A 16,788-nucleotide genomic window follows, 5' to 3' on the forward strand; every position below is an offset into this window, starting at 1 on the left:
TCTGTTATTCCGCAGGGGCTGTAAAGCTGCGTTTGGCAAACTCACTGTCCAGCATGTAAAAAGCGTTGCTGTCTCGTTCAATACGCTTGAGCTTTTGGATAACCCCATCGAACAGAGCTTCCTCTTCAACTTGTTCATCGATAAACCATTTCAGGAAATGGATCGTTGCATGCTCTCGCGCATCCAGAGCCAAATCGGCCAAATGGTAAAATTTCTGTGTGTTTTGCTGTTCATGCTTGTAGCCGTGCTCAAATACGTCCAACATGGACTCGTAGCTATTTTTAGGCTCAGGTAATGCTGCCAACGTAACTCGCCCTCTGCGGTCATTAATATATTTGTACAGCTTCATCGCATGAAACCGTTCCTCCTCCGCTTGTACCAGGAAGAAGTTTGCGAATCCATCCAGACTTTCACTGGAGCAATAAGCGGCCATCGCCAGATACACATGAGCGGAGTAAAATTCAAAGTTCATTTGCTCATTCAGAGCCTGTACCAAATTGTCATTCATGTCTCAGGTCACCTCGGTCATTATTTGATATGTAGCGTACTTAGTGTAACACAAGAGTGCCTACGGGAATACACGCTGCCTGAGAAATGACAGGGAAAATGACGGTCCAATTGCCGCAAGCCCATAACCGGCCCAAAATAGAAACCAGCAAGCCTCCGGAGGGTCGGAGCTTGCTGGTTCATTTTTACATCTCTGCGATGAAAAAAGTAGGCCACTCTTCACAGAACGATCATACCAATATTAAGGCTGCAAGCCCCAAACGAGCTTACCATTAACATACAAAGGCGCTTTCTCCCATTCTGTATAAGACGATTTGGTCGGATCATAAGAGAAATCGTCACTTTCGTTATAATTGCTCCAATCCGATTTGTTTACACGTGTTTGAATCTCTCCAGTATCCTGTCCTGGCGCCAGACTTCCCGCACCGGGGCCAAAGGAGACTTCCATGTAATAATCCGCACCGGCCACAGGCGTATCCAACTTCACAAACTTGGCTGTGACGTTGCCGCTGCCCATCTGTGCATAGTCACAATGGAATTCCTGTGCTTTATCGCCATCGATCGTGTAATAATACCGCAGCTTGACATTTTGCAAATCGACAGCTTCCTCGCCCTTGTTCACAATACGGAAGCTTGAACGAATGTGATTGTCGCCTGCATTGGTATCGCCCACTCGGTACATTGCCACCAAATCTCCTGTAGCTGGTACAGGTGCTGCAGTTGGAGTGATGCTAACTTCTTGGGAATCCTCACTGGTACCCAAGGAATTTGTTGCACTGACTACATAATAATAGGTTGTATCATTCACTACATTTGTATCCTTGTAAGTGACATCTGTCACCGTTGCTACTGTTTCATAAGGTCCACCGCTTGTAGTGGAACGTTTGAGTGTGTAGCTCTCTGCGCCAAACGTTTTGCTCCAGTTCAGTGTAACTTCAGCATCGCCACCGGTTGCCTTCAGATTCTTCGGAGCTTTAGGAGCCGTTGGTTCAGTAGTTCCGCCGCCATTAATTAGTCGATCATATTCAGCATAAGCAGTTGCCATATCAACTTGGGACCAGAAGCGGTGATAAGTGAATTCAGGCACGCCGTTATCCCATTTCTTCGTTTCTTTGTTCCATGAGTTTTCATATTTATTCTTGACATAGGACCACATAGGGTCCTTCACAATGTTAGGACGGATATCTGCATAGCTGGAATACGTACCGTTGCCGCCCTTGGAAGGATCGGAAGGTACTGTATCTTTGCCAGGAATGGTGTTGCCCTGTCCTGTTTTACCGCTCCAGCCGTTTGGAATGTAGTTTTCTTTGGTAAAGTAGCGGTAGTATTCTTCACGTGTTTCCTTCGTCGCAATACCTACGCCGTCATTATAGTTCCATGCGGCATCCAGCAAGGACTTGGACAGACCCTTCGCTTCTTTGCCCAATTCAGTAAAGTCTCCATTTTCGGCCTTGGTTGCGGCAGCAAAGAAAGTGAGTGCCTTCACATAGCTACCCAATACCCCGACATCTTGTACCGGATTTTTGGTTACTACATGTAGTCCACTGTTGCCTTTATATTTAGCAAAGCCGTTCCATTTATCCGGCTGTCCGCTCCATTCGAGGTTGCTTGGGAGCCAGAATTCGCCTTGGGCTTTCTTGGTAGCGACTTTTACATTTTTGCTGCTCTGAATACGTTTGCCTTGTGCATCCAGATAGTAGCCTTGGGCATCAGTCATAGGGCGTTCATTGACAAATGCATAGTCCTTGGACCATTTAACCCATTTTTCCGTAGCTTGTTTGGCCATCTTGAACTGCTCGGAAGAAGTGTCGCCTTTTTTCGCTAAAATGTAATACAGCTCCGCAACACGCTCCATAGGCCAAGTCTGCATGCCGAACCAGTTGTTGGACGGCGGATCATGATATACAGGAGCTGATACATAAGCCATGTTATAGAAAGTGCTTGTGCCAGCAGGATATGCTTTATAGGCACCATCCCAGCTGTTCGTCGCTCCGCCTGCAATTGCTCCCTCATCGGATTGCAGCCAAGTGTAGAACTCCAGCTGGCGTTGCAGCGAGGTGCCCCAATCCTGTCCTGCAGTTGGTGATTTTGGAACCAAACCGCCATCCTTGTCGGATAATGCGTATGCCGCCACCACGTTCTGGTAGCCTTGGTGCGCATGGCTTGCGCCGATCCGCCATGCCCAGTTGCCTTCTTGGCCGAGGCCGCCGCCCCATGATGTATACCATGCCATCAGGTATTGGCTTGCATCTTTGCCGGAACCGGAAGTCGGGCTTCCGTTGGCAGCACTACCAATTTTTTGGAAGTACTTATCATACATTCCGTAGCGTAAGTAATCGCCCATTTTCTTTGCTTTATTTAAATATACTTCGTTGTCATATCCCAGCTCTTTAGCCCAATACATCGCCTGAACCGCACGAGCATCCGCATCAGTGGCATTCGTATAACGCCATTGTGGAGCAGGATTCTTATCTTCCTTGGTGAAAAGACTCATGAAACCTTGGTTAGGCTTGCCGAACTTCTGATTGTCTTGCGACGGATGCGGGATAGTCTCCCAAACCGATTCCTGTTCTCCGCGCTGGAACGTATTAATATAAGTAGCGGTATGCGACGGATTCAACAGATTGCCAAAACCATACCAGTTGTCCACGTCCAGCAGCCAGTGCATCAGATAAGTTTGATTGTTGCCATAAGTCGATTTCAGCTCTGAATCCAGCGGGTCTTTACCACCGGCATACTGACCGGTCAGACGGGCAGGATACACGTCTGGCTGCGAATACTCCGCTGCATAGGTAGCAGGACTGTTTGGATTGTAGTTGCCCATCGTAGGCTGAGCTTCTTTACCAGGGATAATATATTTCTCCATGTTATCCCAAGCGGATTCCAGATTGCTCCAGTCTCCGGTGTAATGGCCATACAGCACTTCGAGCCACATCCAGTAGCTGTACGCTTCCGAGGTCGTGAGGTGACCATAATCCGGGGCTTCACTAATCAGCGTTTCTACGGAATGATAAGGAATCCCTTCCTTTGAAAAATAACCGCTAGCCGGATCCTTCAACTGCTTGTACATTTGAAGAAAACGTGTCGCCTCTGATGAGACTGCCGAAGCTGTGACCGATTTTACGGCCGATGCCCCGGCAGGGCTAGCTTGAGCTAAGCCCATAGTTAGCGGAAGAACCAAAACGGCCGACATAGCCATTGTGAAAGACTTCCTAAATGCCGATTTCTTGCGTATCATTACATCCATCCTCTCCAAAAATAGGTCTTGACTTTACACAAAGCTTTGCTTTAAAAAAGGACAGCACAAAAAAACAGCATATCACCACACTTTCCCGTATAAAAAAAGGTAGAGGACACGCTGTCGATCATTTATATGCTTCTCATTGGCCCTATGGCAAAAATATACCACAAACGCCATCAAATGAGAGTTGAAAAAATTAGTATCTTTTGGATAATAGTAATGAAAATTGACGAAACCACATGGAATATACTAGTATTTCTCAGAAGGGAGGAACTGAAGTTTGCAAACATTGCTGATTATGGGCTGTATGATGATGTTTTTAGCAGTCGCTCTTGGAGCCTTCGGGGCTCATGCCTTGAAAAAAAGACTTGCCGTGGACATGATGAGCATATTCCAGACCGGAATCCAATACCACATTGCACACGGGCTGGGTCTGCTTCTGCTAGGTGCGGTGGCAGGGAATTTCGTTCATTCTCCCCTGATCGTAGCCGCAGGCTGGGTGATGTTCGCGGGAATCCTTCTGTTCTCGGGCAGCCTGTATGCGCTTAGCTTGTCTGGTATCAAAAAGCTTGGAGCGATCACCCCGTTTGGCGGGCTCGCTTTTTTGGCAAGCTGGGTACTTGTCATCGTAGCGGTTGTACAAGGCTAAGCCCTGACCAACACAAGAGACTTGGAAAGGTAGACGCTTCCAAGTCTCTTAGCAACTTCTGTAATATAAAGGAAAAAATTACTTCGTCTGTACTCCCTGCGCTTTCTGAGCCGCTAACCGATGGCCTTCGATATAGCATCTGGATTCGGCCATTTGATGCTCCTTCGCGGCTTCCATAATGATGTGGGCCCCTGGCTTATACTGCTCCAGCAGTTCCATGTAGAGACCATAGTTCATGTTACCAAACCCCGGCGGTACCGTCTCAATCTCACCTGACGATGATAACCGGCGGTCTTTGGCATGTGCTGCAATAATCCGAGGTCCCAGCAGTCGGAAAGCTTCGCGAATAACCTCATCCTGCTGTGCCAGATTTTCCGTTTTCAGCAGATTCCCGGGATCAATGACCACACCGATTTGGGAAGAAGGTACTTCTTCCAGTAAGGCTGCCAGCTCTGCAGCTGTGCCGACCAAATGATCGTTCGCAGCTTCCAAGCCTACAAATACGCCCCATTGTCCTGCTTCATCTGCCAATTCGCGTACAACCTCTTTGACAACTCTCCAGTCTCGCTCTGTATATGCGCTGCCATCCCTATTGCGCCCGACTTCTGCGGCGACGATGGGTGCCCCCAGCAGACCCGCGTATCGAATCAGTTCTTTGAAGCGCTCTACATTTTCACGCAACAATTGCTCGTCCTGTACAAAAAAATGCAAATAGCACCCGAGCACCGATATGGATACTCCATGCTTGCGAAACTCCTCGGCGATAGACAATGCTAATCCCGGGCTGAACTTGCCCGGTTTATTAAAATTCACATCGCTGATCGCTCTCCACGGAGCCAGCTGCACATGAGTAAAGCCTGCTGCACCTACTTTAGCAGCCAGCTGGCGATATGGCAGCTTGCCAAATAAATGTGCCAATACACCAACAGTCACTACCATCACCTCTTCTTTTTAATGTTGTATTCTGTTTGCCACTGCACTGCGTTCCAAATTCTCATTGATGATCTGTGTAATCCGTTCCATTTCATCATGAATAAAAAAATGTCCCCCATCAAAGGTGAACATACGAAAATCCTGATCCGTATGCTGCGCCCACGCTTCCACATCCTGCAAGGCCAACGTATTATCGGCCAGTCCCGTCAGAGCAGTAACAGGACAATGTAGGGGTGCGGATTTGGCCGTGTACTTATACGTCTCAACGGCTTTAAAATCCGCTCTTAACACCGGCATAAAATAATCGTACAATTCCTGATTATCGAAAATAGCCTCAGAAAGCTGCCCGTACCGCTTCAAATGCGCCCTAAACTGATCTGCGGGCAGATCATGTGACCGCGGGAAATTCCTTGGGATATGCGGTGCCCGTCCACCGGAAACGAACAGATGAGCAGGCTGGTCATATCCGCCGGCTACCAGCTTGTAGTACAACTCGAACGCAATCATCGTCCCCATGCTGTGACCATATATGGCATAACGGTCGCCGGGGACTAACTCCTCTCCGATCTGGTGGAGCAGATCATCGCTCATCTCCTCGATACTATCCTTTAGTCGTTCTCCAGTACGAATCCCTCTGCCCGCCAGCTCCAGCGGAACAAGCTTAATCTGTGGATGCAGCAGCTTCTTCCATTTGAAGCTGACTGATGCCGACCCGCCTGCATATGAAATGAAAAATAATGTAATCAGTGCCATTTTGCAACCTCCTGCCTTACTGAATCCTAACTTTTTCATTTTAGCATAAAAAGGGATATTTACCCATTTCGAATATTTTGCAAATTCAGGAAAAGCAGTCGGGGAAATCAAGCACCTTTTTTTTGAACAGGAAATGTCCTCCTTCAGAAAGAACAGTTTTATGTTTGAATATAATCAAGTGTTGGGTCTTATTTTCAAATTGAGAGGAGTCTGCGCTATGAAGTACGGTTTCTTTGATGATTCCAGTCAGGAATATGTCATCCACACCCTTCACCCCCCCTATACCTGGATTAATTATTTGGGCAGCGAACGATTTTTGGGGCTGATCTCCAATCCGGGCGGCGGCTATGCATTTTACCGGATGCTCGTTTGCGCCGTTTGACAAGGTATCGGTACAACAATATTCCTGTCGATAACGGGGGCGTTATTTTTATATTTATGATAACGGAGATTATTGGACTCCGGGCTGGATGCCGGTTAAGCGAGATCTGGATCAGTATGAATGTCGCCATGGGCTTGGCTATACCTCCATTATGGCAGAACGGAACGGTATTCGCGCTATACAACTGGCTTTTGTCCCCTTGGCTTTTGACGGAGAAGTACATCAAGCCAAGCTTCTCAACACCTCAGCACAGGCTAAAAAGATCAAACTCTTTCCTTTTGTAAAATTTTGTTTCCGGAACGCCTATAACGATATGACCAATTTTCAGCGTAACCTGAACACAGGCGAGGTCGAAGTTCAGGGCTCCGTCATTTATCATACAACGGAATATCGGGAGCTCCGCAACCACTATGCTTTTTTCTCTGCGAACCATCCGCTGGCAGGATTCGATACAGATCGTGAAGCTTTTCTCGGCTCTATTACGGACTGGATCAGCCCCAGATAGTCGTTGCAGGCCAGGCCTCCAACTCGATTGCCAGCGGCTGGTCTCCTATCGCCTCGCATTGTATCGAGGTTATGCTGGCGCCAGGCGAGGAGAAGTGCTATAACTTTGTACTTGGAGTGTTATTGGGGCAGACAAGTGCGTAAGCCTTTAAAAATTAGCTTCAACTTCATCACATAGTATCTTATAATACGAGAATGACTAAAGATACATTAAGTGTGGTGACATCATGACTAAAGCAAAACGGGTTGCTCAACATATGGATTACAAAATAAAGCAAGGCCTCTGGGTGCGCAAAATGTTATTACTTTACTGGGCGATTATTGCAGTACATTTTATCGTCCAGCTTGGGAGCTATCTATTTCTCGACTATCGCGCTACACCTTATGAATTTTGCGTTGGAACCCTTATTGTTCCCACGCTATTCATGTGCGGTTCCAACTTGCTTGCAGAGTTGGCTCATCATAAATACAACAGGTTTTCTTTCGTAATCCTGATTATGGCGAGTACGATTATTTGCTGGATGATTATTCGTTTAAACTATGAAATCCGGATTATTACGGCATTGTGCTTGTTGCCTATTTTCTCATCCGTCTTGTTTTTCAATCGCCGCCTGATATGGCTTTCCTTTGTTTTGCAAGTTGTAGTCTTTTTTTCCTTAGTAGCTATTGACGGTTCCTTTCGTACCTACTTTTCGGACTTTGACATCGTAGCCATTCCGACATTTTTGATTATGTCCACCTTTATTGCTCTCATCATTCAGGCCAGCGGCCGTGATCTGCTAGTGGATTTGTATAAAACACAGCACGCCCAGCAGGAGTTAATGATCAGTAACGCGATTATAAGCAAAATGTCAATGACCGATGGACTGACAAAGCTGTATAATCATTTATCGTTTCAAACGTTTTATGAGAAAGCTCTCGAATATGCCAAGCAAGGTGCCGTTATCCATTTAGCGGTAGTAGATATTGATAATTTCAGGAAAATTAATGACACTTACGGACACCAGTTTGGAGATAAGATTTTGGAGAGCATCTCGCAAATCATTACGGAGCAGATTACAGCCAATGACATTCCAGCCCGATATGGTGGTGAGGAATTTGCTATTCTAATGTTCGAGCATACTTTTGAAGAAGCTTATCAGATTGTCGAGTGCATTCGTCGTGAAGTGGAGAAGATGACCTATGTCGAGAAAATGCAAAGCGTTTCCGTGACCGTAAGCATCGGATTAAAAAGCTATTCGGAAGAAATGAACAAAGATACATTCTTCCAGGGAGCAGATGACTATCTCTATCAAGCCAAGCGTTCCGGAAAAAATAAAATTGTTACTGATCTTAACGATATCGCTTAATGTTAATAGCAATTCATTAGATGAGACTCCGGCATGAGTTTGCCGGAGTTTTTTTAGCATGTAGAGTCTAAAAATCTTCGGAGTTGACAATCCTAAAATTTGAAACTAATATTGTTACACATACATTTGTAATCTACTTACATAAAATTAGTTTTGAGGAGGATTTTTTATGTCAACACTCGTGATTATCGCCCACCCTAATCTTGCAGAGTCTCGCATTAGCAAACGATGGGTGCAAGAGCTCCAAAAGCAGTCCGGCGTGACTGTTCACAGCCTGTATGAAGCATACCCAGATGAGCAGATCAACGTCGCTCACGAGCAGAAGCTGCTGGAGCAGCATGATCGCATTGTTCTGCAATTTCCTTTTTATTGGTATAGCACCCCTTCTCTGTTGAAAAAATGGCTGGATAAGATCTTAACTTACGGCTGGGCTTATGGAAGTGAAGGCGGCAAGCTGCAGGGCAAAGAGCTGTTAATTGCCTTGTCTGCTGCCAGTGTGGAGGAAAACTACCAGCATGACGGGCGGAATAGATACACGATAGAAGAGCTGTTGAGACCTCTCGAGGCTACAAGCCATATGATTGGTACCAAGCTGCTGCCTTATTTTGTACAATATGGCGCCGGAGTTCTGACCGATGAGCAGCTGGAGCAATCGGCACAAAAATACGTGCAAGCGGTTATTTCTTAAGCTTTCTGCCCAAAAAGCCTCTTGGTCGGCAGCTGCCATATTCTGCTCCACTGCAGAAGGCAGCTCCAGCCAAGAGGCTTTACTGTTCAGCTTATATTTACGAAGTGACCAGTGTACTGGACACCTGCGCCATACTTTCTTTAATAATGTTGCAGCCCTTGCGCAGGTTTTCCAAACTTATGGTTAACGCAGGCATAATTTTAATTACCGTGTCGTTACGTCCGGCCCGTTCAATAATGAGACCTTTACTAAAACAGAGAGCAGTTACGTCCTTGGCGAACGCTTCCCCGAGGTGGGACACATCAATTCCCCAGATCAGACCCAAGCCGCGAATGTCTATGAGAGGATCGGCTGACTGAATATGCTCCCGCAAAAATTGTTGGACAAAAACCTCTTTTTCCCTTACCTTTGCCTCCAGCCCTACCGTATCTCTGAACTCCAGTGCGGCCTTGCCAGCAACAAAGGCAAGCTGATTGCCACGGAAGGTGCCATTATGCTCACCAGGTCCCCAGATATCCAGCTCCGGCTTGAGCAGCAGCAGGGACATCGGCAGTCCGTAACCGCTGATGGACTTGGACAAAACAACCATATCTGGAACGATACCTGCCCGCTCAAATGAAAAGAATGAACCAACCCTGCCGCAGCCCACCTGTATATCGTCAATAATCAGCAAAATATCATGATCATCGCACAGCTGCCGCAAATCACGCAGCCATTCCGTATCTGCAATGTTAATCCCGCCCTCTGCCTGGACTGTCTCCATAATGATGGCAGCCGGCTTATCTACTCCGGAATGGGTATCTGTTAAAAGCTGCTCCATATATAAAATGGTATCTAATCCATTGAAGGTACTGTTATAAGGAATAAAGATAACGTTATCGAGAGACACACCAGCACTCTCGCGCATGGCGTTGTTGCTGGTAACTGACAGACTACCTAGCGACATACCGTGGAACGCGCCCATAAAAGCAAAAATCCCATTTCTTTTCTTGACTTTGCGTGCAAGTTTCAATGCCGCTTCTACTGCATTGGTCCCCGTTGGTCCGCAAAATTGCAGCTTATAATTCAAGCCTTTAGGCTGGAGAATACGCTCGGAGAAAGACTCTATGAATTCTTGCTTCGCCGTTGTGTACATATCCAGACCGTGCATAATCCGATCGGAGGTTACATAATCCAGAATCCGGCTTTTCATAAAATCGTTGTTATGCCCATAGTTCAAGGCCCCTGCTCCAGCAAAAAAGTCAATATATCCCTCTCCTTCCTCTGTGTACAGTACATCGTTTTTTGCTTTGTTGAAAACAACCGGAAAGTTTCTGCAATAAGATCTGACATTGGACTCCAGTGCTTCGAATGTGTTCATGAATCTTCGTCCTCCCGCTGACCTGATTTGAAAAAAAATACAAACATGTAGAGCAAAAAAAGTGTAAATATGTAATCTAATGAGAGACAGTCTGAAGCACAATGGAGATGCCACACCAAGAATGCATGAATACGATTACGAGAACGGTTAGAGAGCGAAAAAAATAGTATGCAGATTAGCAGATTGAAAGTGGATTACATTCAGAAGATAAGGGGTGGGGGGCTCTAAGGGGTTGATCAGAGGATGTCACTCCTATGTAATAAAATACCATAAATTTTTTTGAAGTCAATGCATGTCTGGTTTGATTTGTTAATTTTTTGTAATGGTATGGTAAATACTTGCTGCTTATTGTTAAAATAATTCCAAATTGTAGTATTATAGTTTTAAACCTCAAAAAGTGCATTTCCATATCAAATAGATATAAATTCGTGCTCTTTGATTATAGATTTGCCACATTCAATCTAATCTTTGACAGACTGTCCAAAGGGGTTTACTCTATCAGAAAGAACGTGCAAATTTATTAAAGATAAGGAAACATCAATATGTCTAATGTTTTAATTATTGAAGACGACAATATGCTGGGCGACACCCTTTCCCTGTATCTGACAGGAGAAGGTTATCACGTAACCCGGGTGGTTCAAGCCACTGAGGGAATTGCCCAGTTGGATATCGTACAGCCTGATATTATTTTACTGGATCTGCTGCTTCCAGACCTGGACGGCGTGAATCCTTGCCCGCTAATACGCAAGCATACGGATGTGCCACTGATCGTGATTTCTTCAGAAAACAACATCTCAGAGCGCATTCGTACACTTACGTTAGGAGCGGACGATTATCTTTGCAAACCTTTTAGTATGCAGGAGCTAAAAGCACGAATCGAGGCTCTTTTCCGTCGTATTGAAATTACACGGTTACAGGGAAAAGGTCTTGCGCCTGAAGCCGAGCCTGAAACAGACATTGTTTTGGATCTCGCGCGGAGAATGATTACCGTTGATGGACAGATTGTGGAGACAACGTTTTCGGAATTTGAGCTGATGAAGCTTTTTTATCTAAACCAGGGAATTGTATTTAGCAGATATGCCTTGATTCAGGCTCTCCGCGGCACAGACTCCTATATTAATGAGAGGGCTGTAGACGTACATATCAACCATTTGCGCAGGAAAATCGAAAAAGACCCCAAAAATCCAAAATTGATCAGGACCATCTGGGGAATTGGTTATAAATTTATGCAATAACACGCTCAGCTCCAGGGAACCGACGACTTGATTTGGTTAATCTCCTTCTGAACCAGACTCAATGACTCTCGCCAGTCTGGATACAGTTCCCCTGTTGAGGTTGCACGGCTGCGCTTCAGCTGCTTTTCCAGCTCAATAATCTTTGCTAGCAGTCCGGATGCGTACAGATTCCCTGCTCCTCCCTTCAGCGAATGGATTAATCGAAGCGCAGCAGACAACTGTCCTTTATCCATTTTCATCATCACTCTTTTATCGAGATTCTGGTATTCCTGAATCCATTTGTAAAGGGCAAATTGAAAAATATATACCTTCCCATCCATACTTGCGATCGCCTGTTCCGCTTGAATACCGTGCAGTTGTTGCAGCCACGTTAAGTGAATCCAGCTGTTCAGCACTTTTGCGGCATTCAGTTCATGAACAGGCTTGAGCAGTACAGCATTTATCCCGGCACGAAGGCAATCTTCCAGTTTATGCTGAGCAGCATCAGCGGTAAAGGCGATAATGGGAAGCCTGTTAAATGCTTTCTTTCGGCGAATATGCCTGGCTGTCTCAAAACCATCCAGTTCCGGCATATTCAGATCAAGCATTACCAAATCCCAGGCACGCAGCTCCAGTGATTCTAACAGCTCCCTTCCGTTGGCAACCATCGTTACTTCAAAACTGCGTTCTATCAAAAACTCGGCAATCACCATCCGGTTGATTTCATTATCCTCCGCTATGAGGATTTGAAACCTCTGTACTACAGCCTCTCCTTCGTCACGAGGGCCCATCAACGTATGTGTATCCACTGTATGCCCATTTATGGAGACTGGCTTCTCCTCCTCCAGCCTCGATCCAATAACTTCCAGCAAAGCTTCCCGGGTCACCGGCTTGGACAAGAACGCATCGACACTGCTATCCGCGTCCCCAGCCGCGATTTCGTCCATCTGAAACACGGTTGTAAGTCCAATGACCCGAGTGATCTGTCTGTCCAGTAGTTGAAGCCATTGTCGCCATGACTCCAACCCTCTAATTCCATTCATCCCCATGTCGACGATTACCCAATCGTAATGTTCACCATTGTGAACAGCATCCACACATTCCCGGAAGGATGATACCGTGTATGTTTCAATTCCCATGCTTTGTAATATTTCATTCAGACTATATTTCAACAGCTCGTGCTGTACAACCATTAAGGCTTTGCCGTTGAATTGTTGTGTTATCCGCGTACTTTCCGCGTGTCCTTTCCCGATATCCAGCTCAAGATTAAAGTAAAATCGACTGTATTCGCCCAGCCGGCTCTCCACCTCTACACTCCCGCCTATCGCTTCAGCCAAATGCTTGCTAATGGCCAAGCCCAGCCCGGAGCCTCCATATCGGCGGCTGGTTGATGCATTCACTTGTGTAAAAGGAACAAACAGCTTGTCCACCGACGACTCGGGAATACCTATGCCAGTATCCTCTACAATAAAGGAAACTCCTATCCGTTCGTTCTGCTGACTCAGCATTCGTACCTGTAACAATACATGCCCCCGATCCGTAAACTTGACAGCATTGGTCAAAAGGTTTAACAGTACCTGCTCTATCCGGAATGGATCGCCTTTAACACTTTTGGGTAATAGAGGGTCCGTTATAAAAATAACCTCAATTTCTTTCTTTTCCAGCAAAGTCCCCACCGTATCTGCAAGATGCCGGAGCATTTTTTCCGGTTCAAATTCCAGTCTCTCCAGTTGCAAACGGCCTGCTTCCATTTTGGAAAAATCCAGTACGTTATTGAGCATGGAGGAAAGGGTACGCGAGGAGGCAAGCAGCTTGTGGAGATAGTCTTTTTGGACCACAGTCAGCTCTGTCTTGTTCAACAGCTTGGACAGACCGATGATTCCATTCAGCGGCGTGCGAATTTCGTGGCTCATATGAGCCAAAAAAACGCTTTTGGCATGATTAGCCTCGTCCATTTCTTTTCTTTTGTGCTCGGAAGCTTTGTACTCTGTAATATCCATGACGTGCCCGATGACATGCCGGGTAACTCCGGCTGCCCTGACCGGATGCAAGGTAACTAAAGCCGAATATTCCCAAAACTCCAGCTCAAATACCGTCTGGTCACCGAACCATGCCTGTTTGTAATATTCATCAAGCTGCTCCAGCGTTTCAGCAGACAGCTCAAAAATATTCCCCAGCCGCTCTACTGGCTTTCTTCGATTGTAGCTGACCTGCATATCCAGACCCATGCGTTTCAGCAAGTCTCCTCCTAGCAGCCTGTAATAAAAAACGTCACCGCTTCTCTCCAGTTTGAAGGTAAAACCGGGTTGAACCCGAAGCACATTCAGGAGATCATGGTTTTGCTCCCGAAAACGTTGTTCATCTGTATCCTTGATGAGCCAAACGCGCACAATCATAGCAATGAACAACAGCCCAATTCCCAGCTCCAGTACACAAGTTATGCGCATTCTATGGTTTATACCAACATATAAAAACAGAATTCCGGCCACCCCATAAAAAACACGCGTGATCGTCTGCCGAATGGGCTGAGTAATCAGATGAAGCCGCACGGATGTAACAGGTGGCTGAAAAATTAAAATGATTAATAATATTACAATGGTGTACAGCACCAAGTCTCGAACCAATTGTGTCCCTCCTGTAATCTTTCCCGCTTTGCAAACCAGATTGAAAATATGAAAAAACTCAGGACAGATTCCTTATGCCTTAAGGCTTAAAGAACTGTCCCGAGTATTCATTGTACTATAGATTCCATTGGGGGCAAATTCGTTTTAATATTTGAAACGACTGACCATGACCTTCAAATCAGCTGCCATTCTGGATAGCTGCTGAGCGGAAGCTGATATTTCCTCCATGGAAGCCAACTGCTCTTGCGAGGAAGCGGCAACTTCCTCAGATGTAGCAGCATTACCGGTTGCAATCGTTGCCAGTTCGTTGGCTGTCGCTGCAATCTCCTGTACACTGGCTGATATCTGTTGTGCAATTGCTGCGACCTCCTCCACCTGAGGCGTCGTCTCTTGAATGCCTTCCATCGCGTGTCCCAGCTTGACAATGGTCGCTTCGGAAATCTGCAGTCCATCCCGTACATCCGTTGTGACTTGATTCATTGTCTCCACTGTAGTTTCGGTTTCATGCTGAATCTCACCGATCAATAGGGCAATCTGTGTAGCAGAAGCCTGTGATTGCTCTGCAAGCTTGCGCACTTCATCAGCAACGATAGCAAAACCCCTGCCATGATCACCTGCTCTGGCTGCCTCAATCGCTGCATTCAAGGCTAACAGGTTCGTCTGATTAGATATTTCACCGATAACCTTCGTAATTTCACCGATTTCTTGGGAACGAGCTTGCAAGGTCTGAATCATCTGATTAGACCGCTCCACCGATTGGTAAATGGAATTCATCTGTTCACCTGTCTGCTCAACGGACTTCCGTCCTTCCTCTGCTTGTATTGCGGACCGTCTGGCCAAATCCGCTACCGAAACAGAACGTTCCGCGATTTGCGCAACCCCTTGTGCAATTTCATCAAGCGCCACCGAATTATTTTCCAGACCTGTAGTCTGCTTTTCCGCTCCGCTGGCAATTTCCTGGATAGCCTGGGACACCTGCTCGCTTGCAGCACTGGTTTGTTCTGCGCTTACCGTTAATTCGTTCGAAGATCTGGCAACATGATCTGCGCTGTCCCCTACGTTCCGAATAACCGAACGCAGGTTATCCTGCATGTTCCGGAAAGCCCGTCCCAATTCACCAATCTCATCTTCACTTTTTACCTGAATGTCCTGCGTCAGGTCTCCACCGCTCACATTCACTGCTTGTTCCTTCAATTTTATAATAGGCTTAATGATGGAACGAATCAAGAAATAGACAATGATGATACCCGCTACAAGACACCCGGCAATCGTAAGCAAGGTGCTGATCAGAATCGGCCGTGTCGCTTCATCCACTTCAGATAAGTACAGCGTTCCTCCTATCTTCCAGCCTGTCAGCTTGTTGGTCGCAAAAATCATATATTTCATCTGTCCTTGATACTCATACTCGTATTTACCACTGTCTGCCTGATACATACGTGATTCATGATCTGTCGCTTTGGTACCCGCTGCGATCGTCGGATGGACAATATAAGTCTGGTTGCTATCCAGCAATATAGCATAACCGTCACGGCCTACATTAATATTATTCAGCGTCTCTTTAATATCGCTAATCTTCAGATCAATGCCAATAACACCCGAACCATCTGGTGTGGCCCTGGACACCGTGACTGTCATTTGCTTGGAGGATGCAGAGAGATAGGGCGGGCTGATCACTGTTTTGCCTTGCTCCTTATTGGCTTCCTCATACCAAGATCTCACACGAGGATCATAGTTATCGGGTAATTCCTTCTGCGGATAGGCAGTAAATTTACCTTCCTTTGAGCCATAATAAATGGATTCTGTTTCAGGATGGAGTTCAATATATTGCTTGAAAAAATCCTCCAGCTCTGCTGCTTGTTCCTCTGTCTCTACTCGAGTGCCCTTTAGTTTGTCAGCAAAATATTCTGCGTCGTGTACCTTAGGTTTAATTGCACTATCAATAACATAATTAGAACGGATGATAGCCTGCTCGGCGCTATATTCAATCTGGTTGCGAATCTGCTTGCTGGAGTTCACATACGACAACCCCCCCACAATCAAGGATGGTATGATCAAAAAAGCGATAAAGGCTACTATCAGCTTCATTTTGAAATTTTTGCCGAGCTTTCCTCCCACGAGCCATTTTCTCGAAAACTTCTTCATCATTCAACATCTCCATTTCATCACCTAGATACCTGTATATTGTGAACTGCTTCACCTTTGTCTGCGTTGCGCTCCCGACCAATTTCTTTTCCTGCTCTTTATCATCTTCCTCCTAAAAGGCTTCGACATAAAAAGATATCAACACAATACTAAATAGGTCTATGTACTTAGTTTTGAATACAGCAAGACTCCCAGGGACCGAATCTTTAATTTAATATACATAAAAAATATTAGAAAATTTACGCTATAAATGTTAAGAAAATGTTAGTTTCAACTCATAATGCTTACCTCTTAACATGCAATAATCCCCTTAAAGGTGGCATCATCAGGTCACTTTTCAAAAATCACCCTGTTCCACCCTCAAGAGGATTAAGTTTGTTTTTATGTCAGATCAGTTAATTTATAAATAATCAACATAAGTATTCCAAGTCCCGTTATCAGT

The 16,788-nt window shown here is 45.8% G+C and carries 12 protein-coding genes and 1 pseudogene; 6 read left to right on the plus strand and 7 right to left on the minus strand.

Annotation, left to right across the window (positions count from 1 at the left end; genetic code table 11):
• Nucleotides 1-4: 4 nt before the first annotated feature.
• Nucleotides 5-508 carry a ferritin gene (locus JO375_RS15470; RefSeq protein ID WP_229525303.1) on the minus strand — a complete coding sequence of 168 codons (504 nt, stop codon included), beginning with the start codon at nt 506-508 and terminating at the stop codon, nt 5-7.
• Nucleotides 509-748: 240 nt separating this feature from the next.
• Nucleotides 749-3,745, minus strand: a complete 2,997-nt coding sequence (locus JO375_RS15475) for a glycoside hydrolase family 48 protein (protein WP_229525304.1) — start codon at nt 3,743-3,745, stop codon at nt 749-751.
• On the opposite strand from JO375_RS15475, the gene JO375_RS15480 reads away from it, so the two are divergent.
• Nucleotides 3,724-3,939 (plus strand): hypothetical protein, encoded by a 216-nt coding sequence (locus tag JO375_RS15480; RefSeq protein WP_229525384.1) that lies wholly within the window; start codon nt 3,724-3,726, stop codon nt 3,937-3,939. The two genes, JO375_RS15475 and JO375_RS15480, sit on opposite strands and share 22 nt — an antisense overlap.
• Before the next feature lie 89 nt (nt 3,940-4,028).
• Nucleotides 4,029-4,397 (plus strand): DUF423 domain-containing protein, encoded by a 369-nt coding sequence (locus JO375_RS15485; protein WP_229525305.1) that lies wholly within the window; start codon nt 4,029-4,031, stop codon nt 4,395-4,397.
• A 78-nt stretch (nt 4,398-4,475) separates the two neighbouring features.
• On the opposite strand, the gene JO375_RS15490 is transcribed toward JO375_RS15485, so the two are convergent.
• A complete protein-coding gene (locus JO375_RS15490; RefSeq protein ID WP_322098743.1) occupies nt 4,476-5,330 on the minus strand; it encodes a sugar phosphate isomerase/epimerase family protein in 855 nt (284 codons plus the stop codon).
• An 18-nt stretch (nt 5,331-5,348) separates the two neighbouring features.
• Entirely contained in the window at nt 5,349-6,083 is a 735-nt protein-coding gene (locus tag JO375_RS15495) for a thioesterase II family protein (RefSeq protein ID WP_229525307.1), read from the minus strand.
• A 217-nt stretch (nt 6,084-6,300) separates the two neighbouring features.
• On the opposite strand from JO375_RS15495, the pseudogene JO375_RS15500 reads away from it, so the two are divergent.
• From JO375_RS15500 to JO375_RS15510, 3 genes and pseudogenes are all read left to right on the plus strand, one after another.
• Nucleotides 6,301-7,086: pseudogene (locus tag JO375_RS15500) on the plus strand (glycosyl transferase); the annotation flags it as partial.
• Nucleotides 7,087-7,196: 110 nt separating this feature from the next.
• Nucleotides 7,197-8,318 (plus strand): GGDEF domain-containing protein, encoded by a 1,122-nt coding sequence (locus JO375_RS15505; RefSeq protein ID WP_229525308.1) that lies wholly within the window; start codon nt 7,197-7,199, stop codon nt 8,316-8,318.
• 169 nt (nt 8,319-8,487) lie between these two features.
• Nucleotides 8,488-9,006, plus strand: coding sequence for an NAD(P)H-dependent oxidoreductase (locus JO375_RS15510; RefSeq protein ID WP_229525309.1), 519 nt, complete (start codon nt 8,488-8,490; stop codon nt 9,004-9,006).
• Nucleotides 9,007-9,103: 97 nt separating this feature from the next.
• Here JO375_RS15510 and ectB read toward each other — a convergent pair whose 3' ends face one another.
• The gene (gene ectB / locus JO375_RS15515) at nt 9,104-10,366 is read right to left on the minus strand and encodes a diaminobutyrate--2-oxoglutarate transaminase (protein ID WP_229525310.1); all 1,263 of its coding nucleotides are present in this window, start codon (nt 10,364-10,366) and stop codon (nt 9,104-9,106) included.
• A 542-nt stretch (nt 10,367-10,908) separates the two neighbouring features.
• Here ectB and JO375_RS15520 point away from each other — a divergent pair.
• Nucleotides 10,909-11,601, plus strand: a complete 693-nt coding sequence (locus JO375_RS15520) for a response regulator transcription factor (protein ID WP_229525311.1) — start codon at nt 10,909-10,911, stop codon at nt 11,599-11,601.
• 5 nt (nt 11,602-11,606) lie between these two features.
• Here JO375_RS15520 and JO375_RS15525 read toward each other — a convergent pair whose 3' ends face one another.
• Both JO375_RS15525 and JO375_RS15530 read right to left on the minus strand, forming a co-directional pair.
• Entirely contained in the window at nt 11,607-14,204 is a 2,598-nt protein-coding gene (locus tag JO375_RS15525; protein ID WP_229525312.1) for a response regulator, read from the minus strand.
• Nucleotides 14,205-14,348: 144 nt separating this feature from the next.
• Nucleotides 14,349-16,346, minus strand: a complete 1,998-nt coding sequence (locus JO375_RS15530; RefSeq protein ID WP_322098745.1) for a methyl-accepting chemotaxis protein — start codon at nt 16,344-16,346, stop codon at nt 14,349-14,351.
• Between the last annotated feature and the right edge of the window lie 442 nt (nt 16,347-16,788).

This window comes from Paenibacillus farraposensis (assembly GCF_020736845.1).
Taxonomy (GTDB): Bacteria; Bacillota; Bacilli; order Paenibacillales; family Paenibacillaceae; genus Paenibacillus; species Paenibacillus farraposensis.